This is a genomic window from Pseudoalteromonas sp. SG43-7 (genome assembly GCF_014164295.1).
GTDB lineage: Bacteria > Pseudomonadota > Gammaproteobacteria > Enterobacterales > Alteromonadaceae > Pseudoalteromonas > Pseudoalteromonas rhizosphaerae.
The window spans coordinates 1-377 of sequence record NZ_JACJEY010000196.1 but is presented as its reverse complement, the minus strand read 5'-3'; the positions used below and the strand labels follow the sequence as shown (position 1 = coordinate 377).

General features: G+C 43.8%; 1 pseudogene. It reads right to left on the bottom strand.

The features are described 5' to 3' along the window. A pseudogene (locus H5200_RS24265) lies at positions 1-377 on the bottom strand (transposase); the annotation flags it as partial.

The following is a 377-nucleotide window of genomic DNA, read 5'->3' as shown; positions in this document are numbered from 1 at the left end:
ATGTATTCAAGGTTCGCTTCGCTATTAAACCCACTGTCTGCGGTGAACTTAATCGTTTGTTCGTCTGTTGATTTGTCGGTATTCAATTTATCAAGCTGCTGCTTTAATTGCTTAACTGCTGGCTGCAGGGTTTGCTGCTCGCCCACCGAGCCCCATGCCTGTGCTTGCAGTATAACTTGATGTTTATCGTCATTTATCGCTATCCCGTTGTAGCCTTGGATTGTACCTTTTGACGTGGTCATTTTCGCGCTATCAGGGTCGGTAATATTACTTTTAATAGGCTTGCCTTTGCTGCCCGTTTTTTCCTCGTGGGTCGCTAAGAACTCCGTGATTTTATCTGCACTTTTATCCAGCTTTTCTTTTTGCTTTAAATCCTG